This is a genomic window from Pseudomonas pseudonitroreducens (genome assembly GCF_021603645.1).
GTDB classification, from domain to species: domain Bacteria; phylum Pseudomonadota; class Gammaproteobacteria; order Pseudomonadales; family Pseudomonadaceae; genus Pseudomonas; species Pseudomonas pseudonitroreducens.
Genome location: NZ_BQHJ01000003.1, coordinates 206,679 through 225,900 on the forward strand (window position 1 = coordinate 206,679; position 19,222 = coordinate 225,900).

At 65.2% G+C, this 19,222-nt stretch carries 19 protein-coding genes; 12 read left to right on the forward strand and 7 right to left on the reverse strand.

Features of this window, described 5'->3' with window-relative positions; genetic code table 11:
• Positions 1 to 232: 232 nt before the first annotated feature.
• A complete protein-coding gene (locus L6D89_RS08850) occupies positions 233 to 514 on the reverse strand; it encodes a DUF3509 domain-containing protein (protein ID WP_138216095.1) in 282 nt (93 codons plus the stop codon).
• Between the two features lie 169 nt (positions 515 to 683).
• Between L6D89_RS08850 and L6D89_RS08855 the strand changes: the two genes are divergently transcribed.
• The 6 genes from L6D89_RS08855 (at position 684) to L6D89_RS08880 (ending at position 5,743) form a co-directional block, all read left to right on the forward strand.
• The gene (locus L6D89_RS08855) at positions 684 to 1,166 is read left to right on the forward strand and encodes a phosphate-starvation-inducible protein PsiE (RefSeq protein ID WP_084358703.1); all 483 of its coding nucleotides are present in this window, start codon (positions 684 to 686) and stop codon (positions 1,164 to 1,166) included.
• A gap of 85 nt (positions 1,167 to 1,251) precedes the next feature.
• Entirely contained in the window at positions 1,252 to 2,223 is a 972-nt protein-coding gene (locus tag L6D89_RS08860; RefSeq protein WP_236172830.1) for an HlyD family secretion protein, read from the forward strand.
• Positions 2,205 to 3,377: an ABC transporter permease gene (locus L6D89_RS08865; RefSeq protein ID WP_236199403.1), complete on the forward strand. Its 1,173-nt coding sequence runs from the start codon at positions 2,205 to 2,207 to the stop codon at positions 3,375 to 3,377. The genes L6D89_RS08860 and L6D89_RS08865 overlap by 19 nt, the downstream gene beginning before the upstream one ends.
• Before the next feature lie 9 nt (positions 3,378 to 3,386).
• Positions 3,387 to 4,520: an ABC transporter permease gene (locus tag L6D89_RS08870; protein WP_236199404.1), complete on the forward strand. Its 1,134-nt coding sequence runs from the start codon at positions 3,387 to 3,389 to the stop codon at positions 4,518 to 4,520.
• Positions 4,521 to 4,554: 34 nt separating this feature from the next.
• Entirely contained in the window at positions 4,555 to 4,914 is a 360-nt protein-coding gene (locus L6D89_RS08875) for a YceK/YidQ family lipoprotein (protein ID WP_236199405.1), read from the forward strand.
• 43 nt (positions 4,915 to 4,957) lie between these two features.
• Positions 4,958 to 5,743, forward strand: coding sequence for a 3-hydroxybutyrate dehydrogenase (locus tag L6D89_RS08880; RefSeq protein ID WP_236172826.1), 786 nt, complete (start codon positions 4,958 to 4,960; stop codon positions 5,741 to 5,743).
• Between the two features lie 312 nt (positions 5,744 to 6,055).
• Here the strand turns inward: L6D89_RS08880 and L6D89_RS08885 are convergent, their stop codons facing one another.
• Both L6D89_RS08885 and L6D89_RS08890 read right to left on the reverse strand, forming a co-directional pair.
• Entirely contained in the window at positions 6,056 to 8,437 is a 2,382-nt protein-coding gene (locus L6D89_RS08885; protein ID WP_479685101.1) for a DEAD/DEAH box helicase, read from the reverse strand.
• Positions 8,438 to 8,670: 233 nt separating this feature from the next.
• Entirely contained in the window at positions 8,671 to 9,558 is an 888-nt protein-coding gene (locus tag L6D89_RS08890; RefSeq protein WP_236172825.1) for a DMT family transporter, read from the reverse strand.
• Between the two features lie 150 nt (positions 9,559 to 9,708).
• Here L6D89_RS08890 and L6D89_RS08895 point away from each other — a divergent pair, with 150 nt between their 5' ends.
• The 5 genes from L6D89_RS08895 to L6D89_RS08915 all read left to right on the forward strand — a co-directional run bounded on the left by L6D89_RS08895 (position 9,709) and on the right by L6D89_RS08915 (position 14,213).
• On the forward strand, positions 9,709 to 11,106 hold the full coding sequence (locus tag L6D89_RS08895) for an aminotransferase-like domain-containing protein (RefSeq protein WP_236199406.1): 1,398 nt from the start codon (positions 9,709 to 9,711) through the stop codon (positions 11,104 to 11,106).
• 257 nt (positions 11,107 to 11,363) lie between these two features.
• Positions 11,364 to 11,951 (forward strand): hypothetical protein, encoded by a 588-nt coding sequence (locus tag L6D89_RS08900; protein ID WP_236199407.1) that lies wholly within the window; start codon positions 11,364 to 11,366, stop codon positions 11,949 to 11,951.
• A gap of 131 nt (positions 11,952 to 12,082) precedes the next feature.
• Entirely contained in the window at positions 12,083 to 12,370 is a 288-nt protein-coding gene (locus L6D89_RS08905) for a DUF3649 domain-containing protein (RefSeq protein ID WP_236199408.1), read from the forward strand.
• A complete protein-coding gene (locus tag L6D89_RS08910; RefSeq protein ID WP_236199409.1) occupies positions 12,367 to 13,890 on the forward strand; it encodes a PepSY-associated TM helix domain-containing protein in 1,524 nt (507 codons plus the stop codon). The genes L6D89_RS08905 and L6D89_RS08910 overlap by 4 nt, the downstream gene beginning before the upstream one ends.
• A complete protein-coding gene (locus L6D89_RS08915; protein WP_236199410.1) occupies positions 13,890 to 14,213 on the forward strand; it encodes a DUF3325 domain-containing protein in 324 nt (107 codons plus the stop codon). Before L6D89_RS08910 ends, L6D89_RS08915 begins: the two co-directional genes overlap by 1 nt.
• A gap of 124 nt (positions 14,214 to 14,337) precedes the next feature.
• On the opposite strand, the gene L6D89_RS08920 is transcribed toward L6D89_RS08915, so the two are convergent.
• A complete protein-coding gene (locus L6D89_RS08920; protein ID WP_236199411.1) occupies positions 14,338 to 15,213 on the reverse strand; it encodes a helix-turn-helix domain-containing protein in 876 nt (291 codons plus the stop codon).
• A 136-nt stretch (positions 15,214 to 15,349) separates the two neighbouring features.
• Between L6D89_RS08920 and L6D89_RS08925 the strand changes: the two genes are divergently transcribed.
• Positions 15,350 to 16,243 (forward strand): DMT family transporter, encoded by an 894-nt coding sequence (locus tag L6D89_RS08925; protein WP_236172818.1) that lies wholly within the window; start codon positions 15,350 to 15,352, stop codon positions 16,241 to 16,243.
• A gap of 388 nt (positions 16,244 to 16,631) precedes the next feature.
• Here L6D89_RS08925 and L6D89_RS08930 read toward each other — a convergent pair whose 3' ends face one another.
• The 3 genes from L6D89_RS08930 to L6D89_RS08940 form a co-directional block, all read right to left on the reverse strand.
• A complete protein-coding gene (locus L6D89_RS08930; RefSeq protein ID WP_236199412.1) occupies positions 16,632 to 17,606 on the reverse strand; it encodes a 2-hydroxyacid dehydrogenase in 975 nt (324 codons plus the stop codon).
• An 87-nt stretch (positions 17,607 to 17,693) separates the two neighbouring features.
• Positions 17,694 to 17,864, reverse strand: coding sequence for a hypothetical protein (locus L6D89_RS08935; RefSeq protein WP_236199413.1), 171 nt, complete (start codon positions 17,862 to 17,864; stop codon positions 17,694 to 17,696).
• Positions 17,865 to 18,071: 207 nt separating this feature from the next.
• A complete protein-coding gene (locus L6D89_RS08940) occupies positions 18,072 to 19,007 on the reverse strand; it encodes a LysR family transcriptional regulator (RefSeq protein WP_236172816.1) in 936 nt (311 codons plus the stop codon).
• Between the last annotated feature and the right edge of the window lie 215 nt (positions 19,008 to 19,222).

The following is a 19,222-nucleotide window of genomic DNA, read 5'->3' on the forward strand; positions in this document are numbered from 1 at the left end:
GAAATAACTGTTTATTTATACAGTAGAACGATTGCGCAGTGCTACTACCGCGGTGTGAATCATTGCCGCAAGCGTAGACGCAGGAGAAGGAGGTGCTTGCATCAGGCCACTATCGGGTGTGGCCCAAAGCAGTGCGCGCGCCCCTTTGGCGCGCGCGATGGAACCACGTGACTGACGCAATGAAACGTCAGTCAGATGGCTCTGTAGGAAGGAGTTCTTGCGAAGAGTGGCTTCAGGACGCGATCGGCAGGCCGTTTTCGCCGCGCGTCATCGCGGCGAGCAGCTGCGGCGCTGTGCCGCCTTGCTCGATGGCGATGCCGAAACGGATGCTCTGGATGAAGCGCTGCAACTGTTCCGGGTCCTGCAACTGGGTGTTGCGGATCAGGCGGCGCGCGGCCACGCCGGCCTCGGTGGAGAGGGTCAGGACAATGCTGCCGTCGGGCCGTTCAAGGCTGAAATTGACGCGGTATTGGTCCTGGAAGGCGTCTGTCAGCTTCTGAAAGGGACTTTCCATCACTCATTCCTGCCTGTTTTGTGGCATGCCCCTGAATGGACTCGGGGCTGGCCGAAAAAGTTCGCAGTCATATTCGCGCAGTCGATCTGTGCCATGACTGCGCAAGATCAATGGCGTAGCACTTGCAGGCTTCACGCCAATCAAGCCTTGTGACGCGGAGAACCGACGAATGAAACAGAACTGGGCCGAGCGCCTGAGCGAGCGGATGCACGGCTGTGCCGAGTCCCTGGGCAACCTGCTGGTGGAAGGCTTCCACTACCTGGCGCTGTTCGCCATCGGCGGCACGGTGTTCTGGTCGGCGGCGGTGGCATTCGGCGAGATGGTCGGCAAGGGACACGCGAGCATCGACGACATCCTGCTGCTGTTCATCTACCTCGAACTGGGCGCCATGGTCGGTATCTACTTCAAGACCAACCACATGCCGGTGCGCTTCCTGATCTATGTGGCGATGACCGCGCTGACCCGCCTGATGATCGCTGACATCCAGCACAACCATGTGCCCGACGACGGCATCATCCTGGTTTCGGTGGCGCTGTTGCTGCTGGCGCTGGCGATCCTGGTGGTGCGCTATGCGTCTTCGCGTTTCCCTTCGCCGAGCTCCACGCAACGGGGCGGCGGCGAACGGGACCTGATCAGCGACGACGAGCGCTGATCGCCCGCGAGCTTTGATCCAGAGCCGCCGTTCAGGCGATGGATGCACTACCATCGGTGCATCCGCCGCCTGAGAAGACGACTCCATGAAGGGATGGAAGCTGTTCGCACCCCTGCTGATCCTGGTGATCATCGCCGTTACCCTGTACCTGCGCCTGCACACCCAGCCGTTGCTGCTGCAGGGGGAAGCAGACGCCACCAATGTCATCGTCGCCTCCAAGGCCAAGGGCCGGGTCGAAGTACTGCATGTGCGGCGTGGCGACGACGTGAAGCAGGGCCAGCTGCTGATTTCTCTGAGCAGTCCGGAACTGCAAGCCCAGCTGGACTCCCTGCGTGCTGCGCGCAACCAGGTGCAGGCCAATCTCGACGAATCTCTCCATGGCACCCGCGAGGAAACCCTGCGCGCCCTGCAGGCCAGCCTGTCCCAGGCCCAGGCTGAATTGCGCAATGCCGAGCTGGAGTACCAGCGCAATGAGGAACTGGCCGGCCGTGGCTTCGTTTCCCAGGCGCAGATGGACCTGTCCCGTCGCGGTCGCGACGTGGCGCGCAACCGCGTCGCCGAGGCCCAGGCCAATCTCGATCAGGGCAACCAGGGCGACCGTGAGGAGCGCCGGCAGGCGCTGCAAGCTGCCGTGCGCCGGGCCGACGCGCAGATTCTCGAACTGCAGGCGCAGACGGATGACCTCAACGTGGTGGCTCCGGTGGACGGCGAAGTCGGGCCGATCCCGGCGGAGCAGGGCGAGCTGGTCAACGCCTATAGCCCGTTGCTCACGCTGGTGCGCCTGTCCGACAGTTATTTCGTCTTCAACCTGCGCGAAGACATCCTTGCCGACGTGAAGAAAGGAGATGAAGTGGCCGTCCAGGTTCCGGCATTGAAGGGTGCCGAGGTGAAGGCCAAGGTCAGCTATATCGCGCCCCTGGGCGACTTCGCCACCAAGCGTGCGACCCGTGCCACCGGTGACTTCGACCTGAAGACCTTCGAGGTGCGCCTGTATCCGGAGCAACCGGTTCCAGGCCTGCGCCCCGGCATGAGCGCGCTGTGGCAGTGGAAGCAATAAGGAGCAACCTGCGGCGTTTCGCCCAGGCCTTCGGCAGCGAAACGCGGGTTGCCCTGCGCAGCTGGACCATTCATTGGCTCGGCTGGCTCTGGCCGCTGCTGCTGTTCGTGGTGATCAGCGGCGTGTACCAGGCAGGAACCCTGCTGGATATGCCGGTGGCCGTGGTCGATGCCGATCACAGCAGCCTGTCGCGGCGCATCGTCCGCGAGCTGGATGCCGGCTCCCATGCCAAGGTCGAGGTGCTTGGCGGTGGCCTGCAGGAAGGCCTGCGCCGTCTGCGCATGGCCGACGACTACGCGCTGCTGTATATCCCCCGCGATTTCGAGGCAGACGCACTGTCCGGCCGCCAGCCGGTCGCCGAGCTCTACTACAACTCGCTGTTCTACTCCGCCGGCTTCTACTCGACCCAGGATTTCAGTGGGCTGATGAGCACGCTCAATGCCGAACTGCGCCCGCACCTGGCCGCCGGCATGGACCGCCCCATGCCGGCGCTGGCCAGCGTCGCGGTGTCTTATGAAAGCCTGTTCAATGCCAGCGGCAACTACATCTATTTCCAGCAGTTCGCCGCCATTGTCCACCTGCTGCAGTTGTTCGTGATCGTTGCCACCGTCCATGTACTGGCGCGCGAGGCACCGGAGCTGCGTGCCTCCTCGCCGCATATCCTGCGGGCCAAGGCCTTGGGCCCGCGGCTGCTGGGCAAGATGGCGCCGTACACGCTGCTGTTCAGCGCCTTGCTGATGGTCGAGTTGTTCCTGCTGGTGGAACTCAACGGCGCGCGGATCAATGGCAATCCCTGGTGGATGCTGGCGATCACCGTCTGCTACGTGGCGGCGGCGCAGAGCGTCGGGCTGATGCTGTTCATCTTCACCGCCAACCGCTTCAGCGCCTACTCGCTGATCGGCCTGCTGATCGGTGTGGCGCAGACCTATTCCGGCGTGCTGTTGCCGGAGCTGGCGATGCCGCAGATCGCGCGGATCATTGCCGAGGCCGAGCCGCTGACGCACACACTGCATGGTCTGTTCGACCAGTTCCTGCGCAGGGCGCCGGTGGAGTCCGGCCTGTACACCTGCTGCAAGCTGCTGCTCTACCCGCTGATCGCCTACATGATCGCCAAGATGCGCCTGCGCCGGCGCCTCGACCTGAGCCCGGGGTAAGGAGCCAGCATGGAGAATTTCTACAACGTTTTTCGTCAGTCCCTGGGCAACATGCTCGGCAAGCCCTTGTGGCTGCTGATGGTGCTGTCGGTGGCGCTGACCACCTTGCCCTACGCGCACCGCACCATGGATGACCTGCCGGTGGCGGTGATCGACATGGATCACAGCGCCGTCTCACGCGAGCTGATCCGCCTGCTCGATGCCGCACCGAAAATCGCCACGCGCGCCTACGACCAGTTGCCCGCGGCCCAGCGCGATCTCGCCTGGCGCGAGCTGTTCGGCATCGTGGTGATTCCTGTGGACTTCGAGAAACGCGTGCTGCGCGGCGAGTCGGTGACCGTGCCGATCTTCGGCGATGCCACCAACCGCATGGCCAACGGGCAGATCCAGCAGGACATCAGCGCCACCTACAGTGAGCTGACGCTGCGCTACAACCGCGAACGGCTGATGCGCGGCGGCTTCTCCGAGGGTCAATCGAACGTGCTGCTGCAGCCGACGATCGGCCAGCTGACCGACCTGTTCAACCCCGGCACCAGCTTCGCCGCCATCGTCCTGCCGGGGCTGGTGACGCTGATCCTGCAGCACAGCCTGCTGCTCTCCTGCACGCGGGTGAACCTCAACCTGCGCGGCGGCACCCCGCGTTCGCTGCGCCAGCCGGCCTCGACTCGCTTTGGCCGCTATGCCGCGCAACTGCTCATCTGGATGGTGCTGGCGATGCTCTTCTACGTGATCTGGCCGTGGATGATGGGGTACCGGCAGACGGCATCGTTCTTCATGCTGATGGGCCTGGTGCTGCCATTCCTGCTGGCGGTGATTGCCATGAGCGAGTTCATCGCCGAACTGCTGCCCTCCGAGGAGGCGGTCTACCTGACCATGACCTTCATCACCCTGCCGCTGTTCTACATGGCCGGCTTCACCTGGCCGCCACAGGCCATGCCGCAGTGGGTTCAGTGGCTGGCCGACGCCATCCCGTCCACCTGGGCGATCCGCGCCGTGGTGGAGATGAACCAGATGAACCTGCCGCTATCCGCCGTTGCCGACAGGATTCTCATCCTCTTCGCCATGGCGGCGGCCTATGGATTGCTGGGCACACTGATCTACCAGTACCGCAACTGGCGCTGGGACCAGCTCAAGGGCTGGTGAGTCGTTACCTTTGCGATTGAGATGGGATTTCGATATGACGATGTGTCGTTCCTGGCTGCTGTTCAGCGCCGCGTTGCTCAGTGGTTGCGGCTCTTACCACACCCTGCACAGCGATGATGTGGTGAGTGCCAGCGAGCTGAACCTCAAGGGAACCTATTGCGGGGCAATTCCGCGCGTCTACGGCGGGGTGGTCTGGGATGCCTGCCAGCTGTACGGCGAACCACTGGCCGATACCGGCTATACGCCGCCCTCCGCACCAGCCAATCACACCTTTGGCCCGCAGATCCTGCCCTTGTTGGACATGGCCTTTTCTGGCGTTGTCGATACTCTCGCCTTGCCCTACACCCTGTACCGGCAGAACCGCGACGGCAGTATCCAGTTGACCCGCGACTGACCCGTCTAGAGTAAGTGTTCCAACTTCCCCGGGAGCTCTTTCGATGAATGTATTGAACGGCAAGGTCGCAGTGGTTACCGGCGCGGCCAGCGGCATCGGCAGGCAGATTGCCCTGACCCTGGCGCAAGCTGGCGCGGCCGTGGCTATCGCCGACCTGCAGGAGGACGCCGCCCAGCGCGTGGTGGCGGAGATCGAAGCCGTTGGTGGCAAGGCCCTGGCGGTCGCGATGGATGTGACCGACGAGCAGGCGGTGGACAGCGGTATCGATCGCGTCGTCGCCACCTTGGGCAGCGTCGACATCCTGGTCTCCAACGCCGGCATCCAGATCGTCAATCCGATTCAGGATTTCGCCTTCGCCGACTGGAAGAAGATGCTCGCGATCCACCTCGACGGCGCTTTCCTCACTACCCGTGCGGTGCTGCGTCATCTGTACCCGGCTGGGCGTGGTGGCGTGGTGATCTACATGGGCTCGGTGCACTCCCATGAAGCCTCGCCACTGAAGTCCGCCTATGTCACCGCCAAGCACGGCCTGCTCGGCTTGGCGCGCACACTGGCAAAGGAGGGCGGGCCGCACGGCGTGCGCTCCCACGTGGTGTGCCCCGGTTTCGTGCGCACGCCTCTGGTGGAAAAGCAGATTCCCGAACAGGCCAAGGAGTTGGGCATCAGCGAGGAAGCCGTAGTGAAGCAGGTCATGCTCGGTGGGACGGTGGATGGCGAGTTCACCACCGTGGAGGACGTGGCGCAGACGGTGCTGTTCCTGGCCAGTTTCCCTTCAGCGGCGCTCACCGGCCAGTCGGTGCTGGTCAGCCATGGCTGGGGGATGCGCTGAGGACTGCAGAAGGACAATGACCCCGTCTCGTGAGGGGACGAGCGGGGTCATTGGGTCGACTTGCTTGCGCCTGCTGGAGCCCTGGTTCACCCGGGGCGTCTGCCTCTTCCGGGGCCGGGCTCGTTGCGTCGGCGCAGGTGTAGATTCCTACATTCGGGCGACTGGTTATGTAGTGGATTTCCCCGTCATGGTGTCAGGCGGTTCTTCAGTATGTAGGGCGGATAACCCTGAACGGGTTATCCGCCGATAGCATGACGGCGTATAACGCTGGCGCGTTATACGGCCTACGGTCTGGACTCCAGGAGCGGGAGGTCAGACGGCCTTGGGCAGCGGCGCGAACAGCGCGTCGATATCCGCGTCGTCCAACTGCCAGTCGGCGCCCGAACCCTCGAGGATGCCGGCGGCCAGTGCGGCCTTGTCGCGTTGCAGCAACTGGATCTTCTCTTCCACCGTACCGCGGGCGATCAGCTTGTAGACGAACACCGGCTTGTCCTGGCCGATACGGTAGGCGCGGTCGCTGGCCTGGTTCTCTGCGGCCGGGTTCCACCAGGGGTCGTAGTGGATCACGGTATCGGCGGCGGTCAGGTTCAGGCCTACGCCACCAGCCTTCAGGCTGATCAGAAACAGCGGTACGCGGCCTTCCTGGAAATCCTTCACGGGGGCGCGGCGGTCGCGGGTGTCGCCGGTCAATAGGGCATATTCCAGATTGCGCTCGGCCAGTGCCTCGCCGATCAGTGTGAGCATCGAGGTGAACTGTGAAAACACCAGTACGCGGCGGCCCTCGGCCAGCAGCTCCTCGAGCATGTCCAGCAGATAGACCAGCTTGCCGGACGTGACCGCACGGGCGGACTTGCCCGTGGCCGGCGGGGCTTCCTTGTTGACCAGGCGGATGTCGCAGCAGACCTGGCGCAGCTTGAGCAGCGCCTCGAGGATGATGATGCGGCTGCGCGCCAGGCCGCGGCGGGCGATTTCGTCGCGCACCTTGCGATCCAGCGCCAGGCGCACGGTCTCGTAGAGGTCGCGTTGCGCCTCGCTGAGTTCGATGTGCTGGATGAATTCGCTCTTGGGCGGCAGCTCCGAGGCCACCTGCTCCTTGGTGCGGCGCAGCAGGAAGGGGCGGATGCGCGCGGCCAGGTGTGCCAGGCGGCCCTGGTCGCCGTGGCGCTCGATGGGTGTGCGGTAGTCCACGGCGAATTGCCGGGCGTCGCCCAGCCAGCCGGGCAGCAGGAAATGGAACAGCGACCACAGCTCGCCGAGGTGATTCTCCAGCGGCGTGCCGGTCAGGCACAGGCGGTTGCGCGCGCGCAGGTGGCGTGCGGCCTGGGCCGCCTTGGTGGTGGCGTTCTTGATGTTCTGCGCCTCGTCGAGGATCAGCAGGTGATACTCGTGCTGCCCGAGCTTCTCGGCATCGCGCGGCAGCAGGGCATAGGTGGTGAGGATCAGGTCGTGTTCGGCGATCTTCGCGAACGCCTTGCGCCGGCCCGCGCCGTGCAGCGCGAGCACGCGCAGGTTGGGGGTGAAGCGTTCGGCCTCGTCCAGCCAGTTGGGGATCAGGCTGGTCGGCATGATCACCAGTGCCGGGCTGGTCAGGCGCCCGGCCTGCTTCTCCAGCAGCACGTGGGCGAGGGACTGCAGCGTCTTGCCCAGACCCATGTCGTCGGCGAGGATGCCGCTGGCGCCGACTTCGCGCAGCGTCTGCATCCAGCTCAGGCCCTCGTGCTGGTAGGCGCGCAGCTCGGCGTTGAGGCCGGCGGGAATCTCTGCCGGCTGGGCACGGTAGTCGCGCAGGCGATGGGCGATTTCGCGCAATTGCTCGCCGCCCTGCCAGGTCAGCGGCAGTTCCTCCAGCTCGGTAAGGCGTGCGGCGTCCGGTGCGCCCATGCGCAGACGGCGCACGGGTAACTGCTCGCCGATGTAGAACTCGGACAGCGTGCCGAGCATCGGCTTGAGCTTGCCGAACGGCAGCGAAACGCGCAGCGGTCGGTCGGAGGCGGTCTGCCAGGTATGGATCGGATTGCGCCCGGCATCCAGGCGCAACACCAGTTGCTCATCGTCGGCATGGCGGGCGAGAGCGGTCGGGTCGAGCAATGCCGGCATGCGCCGGATCAGCTCGATCAGCGCCGGCAGCAGGCTGATGCGCCGGCCCTCCACCTCGATCCCCAGTTCCAGGTCGAACCACTGGCGGTCGTCGGTTTCCTCAATCTCGGCGTACCAGTTCTCCACCGGCGTGAGGTCGAAGACGAATTCCGGGCGGATGTCGATTTCCCAGCCTTGCTCACGCAGTTGTGGCAGGCCCACGCGCATGAATTCCTGCCAGGCGGAATCGTCGGGCAGCTCGAACATTTCCCCGGCGCTGTCTTCCAGCGCATCGCTGCGGCGCATCGCCGGCTTGAAGCCGAGCTCGCGCAAATCCAGGCGCCAGGCGTGCTCCAGCTCCAGCGCGCGGCTGACGCGGACGATCTGGTCATCGCGGAACACCCGGATCTCGCGGCCCGAGCGCGCGGTGACGCTGCCGGAAACCGGCATCTCGCCATACAGGAAGGCCAGCGCGGCGCGGTGCCGGGAAATGTTCTGCATGCGCCCGCTGCGCAGGTCGAAGCCGCTGTGCACGTGGCTGCCCAGGGTCAGCCGTGGCCGGGGCGCGAGTTCGTCGCGCTCCACGTCGAGCTGTGGAGATTCGGCGGGTGGCTTCATCCGAGTGTCCTTCCGGCAGTCCAGCCGAGTACGCAAACGCCCGATGATACCGCGATTGTTCTCGGGCGTGACGCGCAAGAACCCGCCCACGACCAGCTGCGCGTCGGTAAAACGGCGTTAAAAACAGGCTCAGAATGCTCATTTACTATTCGTAAACTGCGCTTCTTCGCCTGTTTTTGCCTTGTTTTACTCTAGCTCGCTTGGTCGCGGACGTGCTCTGAGGAAACCGGCGGTCAGCGGGCGAAGCGTTTCGCCCCCGCCACGCACAGCACCACGGCGACGGTCGCGCCGGCCATCAGCGGGCTGATCTGTTCGTGCAGCAGCAGGCCGGCCAGCGCCAGGCCGAAGAATGGCTGCAGCAGTTGCAGTTGGCCGACCGCGGCGATGCCGCCGGTGGCCAGGCCGTGGTACCAGAAGAAGAAGCCGATCAGCATGCTGAACAGCGACACGTAGCCCAGGCTCAGCCAGGCCGGCCAACTGGCGCCGGTGAAGGTTGCCGGCTGGGTGTACCAGGCCAGCGGCAGCATCAGCGGCAGGGACAGCACCAGCACCCAGCAGATCACCTGCCAACTGCCCAGGTGACGGGCGATGCGCCCACCCTCGGCATAGCCCAGGCCACAGACCGCCACGGCCGCCAGCATCAGCAGGTCACCGGTGACATTGCCCGCGCCGCTCTGTGACAGGGCAAAGCCCGCCACCACGGCGCTGCCCAGCAGCGAACAGATCCAGAACGCCGGGCGCGGTTGCTCACCGGCGCGGATCACGCCGAACAGCGCGGTAGCCAGCGGCAGCAGGCCGACGAAGACGATGGCGTGGGCCGAGTTGACGTGCTTGAGCGCCAGCGCGGTGAGCAACGGGAAGCCCACCACCACGCCGCCGGCGACTACCAGCAGGGGGATCAGGTCCTTGCGTGCCGGCAGCTTCTGCCGCAGCACCAGGAGGATCGCCGCCGCCAGCAGCCCGGCGATGCTGGCGCGGGCGAGGGTGAGGAAGGTCGGGTCGAAGTCGGCCACCGCTACCCGCGTCGCCGGCAGTGAGCCGCTGAAGATGAGCACGCCAAGGAAGCCGCTGAGCCAGCCGCCAAGGTTGCTGTTGCTGGCGAGTGTGTGGGGGTTGTTCATGGTGGGTGTTCCGACAGGAGAGCGAGCCTGGAGGATGCGCGCCGGGCTGCCGGGCGGCCAGTGACAGAAAGGTACAATTTGAGCAAACTGTCCGTAAATTATCCCGGTACAAATTGCCCCGGAAGAAATCCGGGGACAGGCGAGGGCGACATGGGCAGACCCAAGGGCACGCGAGTCGATTCGGTGATCCACCACGTGCGCGAGCGCCTGGCAGCGCGGGCGCTGGTGCCAGGCGAGCGATTGCCGTCCATCCGCCAGCTCGCCGAGCAACTGGAGGTGTCCAAGACCACCGTGGTGGAGGCCTACGACCGCCTGGCGGCTGACGGCGTGATCGCCGCCCGCCGCGGCTCCGGCTTCTATGTCAGTGGCCACGCGCCGCCGCTGTCCCTGGCGGACGTCGGCCCGGCGCTGGACCGCAGCATCGACCCGTTGTGGATATCCCGGCAGTCGCTGGAAGCCGCCGACACCTCGCTCAAGCCCGGTTGCGGCTGGCTGCCGCCGTCCTGGCTGCCGGAGGAGGAGCTGCGCCGTGCGCTACGGCAGATCGCCCGCGCACCGCAATCCAGCCTGCTGGAGTACGGTCGCCCTTATGGCCACTCCGGGCTGCGCGAGCAACTGGCGAGGCGGCTGGCTGATTACGGCGTGCCCGTTGGTCCGCAGCAGGTGGTGCTGACGGACAACGGCACCCAGGCCATCGACCTGGTCTGCCGCTTCCTGCTGGAACCGGGCGACTGCGTGCTGGTGGACGACCCCGGCTACTTCAATTTCCAGGCCCTGCTGAGGGCGCACCGCGTGCAGGTGGTGGGGGTTCCCTACACCCCGAACGGGCCGGATGTCGCGGCCATGGCCAACCTGCTGGAGCAGCATCGCCCGCGTCTGTACATCACCAACTCGGCCTTCCACAACCCCACTGGCGCGGTGTTGTCGCCTCTGGTCGCCCATCGCCTGCTGAAGCTGGCCGAGGCCCATGACCTGCTGATCGTCGAGGACGACATCTTCGGTGATTTCGAGCACGACAGCGCGCCACGCCTGTCGGCCTTCGACGGGCTGGAGCGGGTGATCCAGGTCGGCAGTTTCTCCAAGACGCTGTCGGCCTCGGTGCGTTGCGGCTACATCGCCACCAAGCCGGAGTGGTGCGAGCGCCTGGTGGACCTGAAACTGGCGACCAGTTTCGGCAACAGCCCGTTCAGCGCCGAGTTGCTCTACGAGTTGCTGCGCAAAGGCAGCTATCGCCGTCACCTCGATCATCTGCGCGGCCGCCTTGCCGACGCCATGGGCGAGACGCTGCTGCGCCTGCGCGCGCTGGATATCCAGCCGTGGCTGGAGCCGCGTGGCGGGGTCTTCGTCTGGGCCCGCCTGCCGGACGGGCTGGATGCCGCGCAGGTGTCGCGTGCTGCCCTGGCCGACAACCTGGTGCTGGCGCCGGGCAACGTCTTCAGCCTCAGCCAGAGCGCTGCCGGTTACCTGCGTTTCAACGTTGCGCAGTGCCAGTCGCCCCGCGTGTTCGAGGGCCTGGAGCGGGCCATGGGACAAGTGCGCGGGCGTTGATGAAGGACAATTCGTCAACCTCCGCGGTGAAGTCTGTAGCGGGAGTCGGAACGCCGGAGGCTATGGGTGACCCTGGCGAGACCGAAAGGTCGGCGGAAAATTGAACGGTTGTACAAGCGAATCTGAAAATACTGACTTCACAGTCGAAAAGGTTGCGCTAACTCAACAGCGGACGAGCCTCTAGCATTATCGATTCAGCAAACGGGCAGTACAGGCTTCCCGTGATCAATCGATTAATCATAAGAGGAGCATTTCCCATGGCCGAGCCCTGTCAGTTGTACCTCAAGGTCCGCATCAGTCGTTCCAGGCTCGATGACTATCTGCGCCACGAAGCAGGCTCGGCGGCCTGCTTCAAGGACCTCGAGCATTGGCTGGATGGCAATCGCCATCGGCGCGGCGGGCTGACCTGGAGCGAGCTCTGCGAGCTGGGGCAGGGCACCACCGCGGCCGCCTGGGTGTCAGGCTGGGGGCGGCACCAGCGCTCACCGGCGTGGAACCACTATGACGACGCAACCCAGACCTGGAGCCTGGGCGTGCTGGAGTTCCCTGAAAGCCGGGACTGGATCATCGGTGCGATCAATGTGTTTCGACGAGTCGCCGAATACAAGGACCTGCCGGGCACCGACTACCTGCTGATCTACGAATACCTGTTCGGCAAGGGCACGGTGGTCGCCGCCGTCGAACTGACTCCCGGTGCTTCGCGCATCCTCGAAGAACCCCCGCCCCTGCGTCTCACGGCCGAGGCCGATCGCACGATGAACAGCCTGTTGCGTGCCATGGATGTCAGCGCGCCGTACGCCGCACAGCGGAATTCGGACACAGATACTCACAAACAGCGTTTCTGAGTTCTTTTAATTGAGAATCAGTATCATATAATTGCGCTTTTCCATCGCCCGCCCAGGAGTGCCCTGGGCGGCCCAGCAGGATTCACCTCGATGTGCGTTTCCCCGCGCCCGACCCAACCGAGAGCCGACGCATGAGCGGAACCCGATTCGGTGCCGTTGCCGCCCGTATCCTCAGCGCCGTGGTTGGCGGTTATGCCCTGGCCTACACCGCCACGGCCTTCTTCAGCGTCTACCTGCCGATGTCGCGTTCGGACCGCGTATCCCTCGCCAGCCTGGCCTGCTTCATTGTCTGGGTCGCCGCGATCATCTACGCCTTTGGCGCGAAGAGCCCGTGGCGCGCCGTCTGGGCGCCCGCTGCGCTGAGCATCGTGCTGGGCCTGGCGGCTTTCCTGCCGACGGCTTACGGGGTGCGCCCATGAGCCTGCGCCAATCGATGTCCGGCCTGCACACCTGGAGTGGGCTGCTGGTCAGCTGGATTCTCTTCGTCGTGCTGTTCTCGGGCACCGTTGCGGTGTTCGACAAGGAACTCACCCGCTGGATGACTCCGCAGCTGCACAAGCTGGAGCAGGTGAGGGTTGGCGCCGACCAGGTGCGTGAGCTGATCGTCGAGCGCGCGCCCAAGGCCCACGGCTACTGGATGCATCCGCCCACCGAGCGCATGCCCTACTGGACCGCGGGATGGGAGCCGGCGGACTTCAGTGAGTTCCAGTCCTTCCTGGTGGACGCGCAAAGCGGCGAAGTGCTGCCCAGGACCGTCGGCGGCAACTTCTTCCTCGAGCTGCACTACGAACTGCACGGCGGGATGATCGGCCTCTACGTAGTCGGCGTGGCCGGCGTGTTCATGCTGGTGGCACTGGTCAGCGGGGTGATCGTCCACCGGCGCATCTTCAAGGACTTCTTCACCTTGCGCCCGAAGGCGGCGAAGCAGCGCGCCTGGCTCGATGCGCACAACGTGCTCGGCGTGCTCGGCCTGCCGTTCCACCTGCTGATGGCGTACACCGGGCTGGCGATCTTCATCACCTTCTATATGACCGCCGGCATCAAGGTGGCCTACAAGAACGACATGGAGCATTTCTTCCATGATGTGCAGGGCGCCTTCGACCGCGAAGCGCTGGGCAAGCCGGCGAAGGCGACCAAGTCCATCGACAACATGATCCTCAAGGCCCGCGAAGCCTGGGGCGACGACAGCCAGGTCGGCTGGATCAATATCGAGAATCCCGGCGACGCGGCAGCGATGGTGCAGGTCCGCAAGGCGGTGGACAAAGGCATGGTCAACGACCAGCGCACCGTGTCCTTCGACTCCGGCAGCGGCGCGCTGCTGCACGTGCAGAAGCCCTACAAGCCGGGCTACAAGACCTACGCCTGGCTGACCGGCCTGCACATGGCACAGTTCGGCAACGACCTGCTGCGGGTGATGTATTTCGCCCTTGGCCTGCTGGGCTGCGTGATGGTCTTCGGCGGCCTGCAGGTCTGGGTGAGCAAGCGTGAAACCCGTGGCCACCGGGGCGTGGGGCTGGTGCGCACGCTCAACGGCGCGGTCTGTGGCGGCCTGCCGATTGCCTCCCTTGGGCTGCTGGCGGCGTCGCGCCTGCTGCCGGCCGACCTGCCTCAGCGAACCCGCTGGGAAGCGACTGCCTTCGTGGTGATCTGGTTGCTGGCGCTGGCCCATGCATTGTTGCGCCGTGGCAGCCGCGCCATGGCCCGCGAGCAGTTTGTCGCCCTGGCGGCGTTGGCCTTGCTGCTGCCGCTGCTGAGCCTGTTCGGCCCCGAGCCGGGACGGATCACGACCCACATCGCCAACGGCGACTGGATGATGGTCGGTATCGATCTCGGCCTGCTGCTGATCGGCGGCCTCTGTGCGTTCCTCGCCTGGCGTCTGGGGCAGGAGCGCGCGCAATCCACGCGCGCGCGGCGTGCCCGCCATGAGGAGTACGCCTGATGCTGCTGGTGTTCGGTCTCAACCTGCTGGCGCTGGCAGCGGCCTGCCTGTCGCTTTCCCGTCACCACCGTGACCTGTTCGGCAGTGCGCCGTCCGCGTCCCGTGTGCGCCTGCTGCGTATCGTGGCGCTGGTGGACGGCGCGCTGGCGCTGGCCTATGCGATCCATGTCATCGGCGTCGAACTGGGCATCGTCTACTGGGCGTGCCTGCTGATGATCGCCTGTGCCGTGCTCGTCCTGCTGCTGGCCTGGCGGCCGCGCTGGGCGTTGCCGACGGCAGCAGCGATGCCGGTGATCGGTGGGGTGCTGGCCGTACTCGGCTGACGCTTCAGGCTTTTGCAGGAGCGAGCTTGCTCGCGAACAGATTTCCCGATTGGTCCGCTGGTGTGCGGTTCGCGAGCAAGCTCGCTCCTACAGGTCGGGTGTTCGCGCAGGATCGGCCGGCGGCCTACTCCTCGAACGCCTGCCGATATTCCCCTGGCGTGCCGCCCACTACCGAACGAAATCGATTGGCGAAGTGGCTGGCGCTGGAGAATCCGCAGGCCAGCGCTACCTGGCTGAGCGGCTGGCGGGTATCGCGCAACAGACGCTGCGCCAGGGCCACCCGGCGGGCCAGCACGTATTGGTGCGGGGGCATGCCGAAGCTCTCGCGGAACATCCGCGCGAAGTGGTATTCCGACAGCGCCGTCTGCATCGCCAGTTCGCCCAGTGACAGCGGTTGGTCCAGGCGCTGCTCGATGTATTCGGCAACGCGCCGGCGCATGGTCGGTGCCAGGCCGCCCTTGAGCTTCAAGCCCTCGCGCAGGCCGACCTGGTTCAGCAGCAGATGGTCGATCAGGTCATGGGCCAGCGTGCTGGTGCGGATGCGTTCGCCCGGCTCGTGCCAGTCCAGCTTCACCAGTTGGCGAAAGCGCGCGGCCTGCTGCGGGTCGTCGAGGAAGGTCCGTTCGTGCAGTTGCAGTTCACGCGGCTCGCGGTCCAGCAGGCGGATGCAGCCGAGGGCGAACTGCTCCTGGCCGATATAGAGGTGTGCCAGGCGGATGTCGCCGTTGACGATCCACGCCGACTCGGCGCCGGCCGGCATCACGCAGAGTTTGTCCGGCGCGCCCTTGCTGCCCGGCGCACCACGGCGGAAGGTGCCGGTGCCGTCGTTCAGGTAGCAGGACAACGTGTGGTGGCTCGGCGCGTGGTAATCGCGGGCGTCGTGGCTGTTGCTCCAGATCGCCGCGGACAGCCCGTCGCCCAGCTCCGCGCAACGCTCCAGGCGGGCGTTGGGCGAGGCGTTCATCGACTGGAAGACTTCGAGCTGCGAAATGGCTGACATGGGTGTTCCTCTAATGCCTTCACTCTACCCGCGCGGGCGCGCCTTGCCAGCCCGGTTGTCGCAATAAGCGCAAGAATCTGCAAGCCGGCGCCGGGGCGCGGCGGGAGACTGTTTCTCCAGCCATCCGGAGATCGCCATGAATCTCTCGCTCTACCTGCTCACGGTGCTCATCTGGGGCACCACCTGGATCGCCATCAAGCTGCAGGTCGGCGTGGTCGCCATTCCGCTGTCCATTGCCTACCGCTTCAGCCTGGCGGCACTGGTGCTGTTCGCCTTGCTGCTGGTCTCCCGGAAACTGCAGCCGTTGGGCCGGCGCGGGCAGGCGATCTGCCTGGCCCAGGGGCTGTGCCTGTTCTGCGTGAACTTCCTGTGCTTCTACACCGCCAGCCAGTGGATCCCCAGTGGCCTGGTCGCCGTGGTGTTCTCCACTGCCACCCTGTGGAACGCGCTGAATGCGCGAATCTTCTTCGGCCAGCGCATCGCCCCCAACGTACTGGGTGGCGGGGCGTTCGGCCTGGCGGGGCTGGCGCTGTTGTTCTGGCCGGAGCTGTCCGGGCATCAGGCGTCGCGGGAGACCTTCTACGGCCTGGGCCTGGCGCTGCTCGGCACGCTGTGTTTCTCGGCAGGCAACCTGTTGTCGAGCCTGCAGCAGAAAGCCGGGCTGCGGCCGTTGTCGACCAATGCCTGGGGCATGCTCTACGGCTCGCTGATCCTGCTGGCGATCTGCCTGGTGCAGGGCGTGCCGCTGACTTTTGATAGCAGTGCGCAGTACGTCTGGTCGTTGCTGTACCTGGCCATTCCCGGCTCGGTGATCGGCTTCACCGCCTACCTGACGCTGGTCGGGCGCATGGGGCCGGAGCGCGCGGCTTATTGCACAGTGTTGTTCCCGGTGGTGGCGCTGAACGTCTCGGCCTTCGCCGAAGGCTACCAGTGGAGCCTGCCAGCGCTGGCCGGGCTGGGGCTGGTGATGGCCGGCAACGTACTGGTGTTCCGCAAGCCCAGGCCGGTGTTGCAGCCGGCACGGGCGTGAACCTGTAGGAGCGAGCTTGCTCGCGAACAACCCCGCGCTGAGGCTGTTCGCGAGCAAGCTCGCTCCTACAAAGAATTGTCAGGATTGAATCTACCGTAGGAGCGGACTTCGTCCGCGATGCATATCAGCGGCCGGGAAACATCGCGGACGGAGTCCGCTCCTACGTGAAAGTTCTGCGCTCGGGGCGGCCCTCACCCTAACCCTGGCTGCGCGCCCCGCTCAGGGGAAGAGAGAACCGTTAGGCGCAGGATGAAACCTCAGTGTCAGCCGGCCCGGGCTGCCCCTCTCCCTGAGGAGCCGGGCGTGCAGCCAGGGCTGGGGTGAGGGGGATGCATTGGTACGGACTCCCCAGGAAAAGACAGTTGCTCCTACGAAGAGCAGCTCGAAGTCAGGCCTTCCAGGCCTGCGGATTGACCAGGTTCTTCGGACGCTCGCCACGTAGGGCGGCTTCGAAGTTGCCCAGCGCGCATTCCGCCATGGCGCGGCGCGTTTCGTGGGTCGCCGAGCCGATGTGCGGCAGGGTCACGGCATTGGGCAGGGCGAACAGCGGCGACTCGGCCAGCGGTTCCTTCTCGTAGACGTCGAGGCCGGCGGCAAGGATGCGCTGCTCCTGCAGCGCTTCCACCAGCGCGGCTTCGTCGATCACCTGGCCGCGGGCGATGTTCACCAGGATGCCGCTGGGCTTCATCAGCTCCAGTTCGCGCTTGCCGATCAGCTTGCGGGTCTTGTCCGACAGCGGCACCACCACGCAGACGAAATCCGCCTCGCCCAGTAGTTCATCGAAGCCGCAGAAACGCGCGCCCAGTTCCTGCTCCAGCTCCGCCTTGCGGCTGTTGCCGTGGTAGAGGATGTCCATGTTGAAGCCGAAGTGGCCGCGGCGGGCGATGGCTGCGCCGATGCGGCCCAGGCCGAGGATGCCGAGCTTCTTGCCGTGCACGTCGACGCCGAAATGCTGGGCGTCCACGGTGCGTTTCCATTCGCCGGCCTTGGTCCAGGCGTCCAGCTCGGCAGTGCGCCGGGCGGCGGCCATGATCAGGGCGAAGCCGAGGTCCGCGGTGGTTTCGGTGAGCACGTCCGGCGTGTTGGTCAGCGGGATGCCGCGCTGGTTCAGGTAGTCCAGGTCGTAGTTGTCGTAGCCCACCGAGACGCTGGAGATCACCTCCAGCTGCGAGGCCTGGGCCAGTTGCTTCTCGCCCAGCGGACGGCCGACGCCGATCATGCCGTGGGTGGTCGGCAGGGCGGCGGCCAGCTGTGCGTCGACGTCGCCCTGCTTGGGATCGAGCACGGTGACGTTGAACTGGCTGCGTAGGCGGTCGAGGTGTTCCGCGGCAAGGCGGCTGAAGACGAAGACGTTCTTTTTCATGGCGCTCGGACGGTAGGGAGGCGGAGGGGGCTTAACCCTACCATTGCCGAGCCAGAGCGGCGCAAGGCTTGCGTGCGCGGTGGGCGATTATCGAACGTGGTCGAAAAGCCTAGAAAAGATGCCTTTCAAAGTAGAGCCAGCCACCTCGAACGAACCGCGGGCCACATCTTCTGATGGTTCTGGGATGCTAGCTAGGCCGATGTAGCAGAAATAAGTGAGGGCGGAACCGATAGCAACACGTTTTATCAGATTGATCATGGGATTCTCCAGCACAAATAGGCCCTAGAGTTTTACCCAAAAAAGAGAGATGAAATTGACGCTTCTTACGGTGGGCCGAACCGATATCTAGGTAGGAAAGATAGAGGTGAGCGCAGTTAGGAAGATGGGTTCGCGGGCAAGCTCACTGAACACCGGGGTAGGGAGTTACACAGTGAGCTTGCCCGCGAAACACGACGAAAAGGCTGGTCAGGGTCCCACATCGGCGAGGCCGGCGCCATCGGCCTGGAGTACGCCGGGGAGGTTCTCGCGCAGGTAGGCTACCCAGGTCTTGATCTTCGCGTCCAGGTACTGCCGCGACGGATACAGCGCGTAGACGTTGAGAATCTGCAGCTTGTAGTGCGGCAGCACGCGCACCAGCGAGCCATCGCGTAGGCCGTCGATCGCCGAGTAGACGGGCAGGGCGCTGATGCCCATGCCCGAGCCGATGGCCTCGGTCATGGCGTCGCCGACGTTGACCTGAAACGGCGAGGGACCGAGGGTGATCATTTCCTGGCCGTTGGGGCCGTCGAACAGCCATTTGTCCAGTGGCAGCACCGGGCTGATCAGGCGCAGGCAGTCGTGCTCCATCAGTTCGGTGGGCGTCTTCGGTGTGCCGCGTCGGGCCAGGTAGTCGGGCGAGGCGCAGAGAATGCTGTAGGTCTCGCCGATGCGCTGCGACACCAGGCCCGAATCGGGCAGTTCCGAGGCGACCACGATGGCCACGTCGAAGCCTTCGTCGAGCAGGTCCGGCACGCGGTTGGCCATGGTCAGCTCGAAGGTCACGTCCGGGTGCTGCTGGCGGTAATTGGCGATGGCGCGGATCACATAATGCTGGCCGATGCCGGTCATCGAGTGCACGCGCAGGCGGCCGGCGGGACGGGCGTGGGCATCGCTGGCCTCGGCCTCGGCTTCCTCGACGTAGGCGAGGATCTGCTCGCAGCGCAGCAGGTAGCGCTGGCCGGCCTCGGTCAGGGCGATGCGCCGGGTGGTGCGGTTGAGCAGGCGGGTCCGCAGGTGCGATTCCAGATTGGCGACCGCGCGGGATACGTAGGCGGTGGTGGTGTTCAGCTGCTGCGCGGCGGCGGTGAAACTACCGGTTTCCGCGACACAGGCGAACGCACGCATGGTCTGCAGTGTGTCCATTGGGGCCTCGTCGGTGGGGCGTCTGTCCCGGGTGGCGACGCCAATGAAGCGATACGTCGCCGCCGCCGGCATGTCCTTGATGAGTGGCAATGCGCGGAGCAGAGCGGGGGCGGCCTATTGTCACATGGATGGCGACACACATTGTTTCATTATCGGTAATAAACAATCACAAAACAGCCGGCTTATCCGTTCCCTTTCCCGTCTCTAGAATTCAA